The sequence below is a fragment of the Micromonospora deserti genome (assembly GCF_003236335.1).
Classification (GTDB): Bacteria; Actinomycetota; Actinomycetes; order Mycobacteriales; family Micromonosporaceae; genus Micromonospora; species Micromonospora deserti.
Genome location: NZ_POUB01000600.1, coordinates 1 through 390 on the forward strand (window position 1 = coordinate 1; position 390 = coordinate 390).

The 390-nt window shown below is 42.8% G+C and carries 1 protein-coding gene; it reads right to left on the reverse strand.

The features are described from left to right. The coding region (locus tag C1I99_RS32115) for a transposase (protein WP_111137810.1) at positions 1-185 on the reverse strand (185 nt) is incomplete at its 3' end. Between the last annotated feature and the right edge of the window lie 205 nt (positions 186-390).

The window sequence follows — 390 nt, forward strand, 5'->3', positions numbered from 1 at the left end:
TGTAATTCGTTTACATCAGCTTGCGTCCATTTTTCGCCGTCCACTTCGTGGACTGTGTACAATTTGACCCAGTTACGGATTGAATCGGCCGAAGGCCCATATTCAGCGGCTAGTTCAGTGTAAGAACGCCCTTGGTTGTGCATCTCGATAAGAGATTGCTTAAATTCTGGTGAATATCGAATCATATAAAAAATGCTCCTCTGCTATTAGTTTACAGGGCAGAGAAAAATCTGTCCGTAAATCTAGCATAAGAGCAACCAGCCAACGTATAGTCAGGTGTTATCACAACACCATGTCCTGCGAAATAGTCGTCTAGTTCAAGTTTTGCATTACGCGTTGTCGATACAGTCGTGAGATTACGCACCGCAAAATCATCATATGAATGCATTG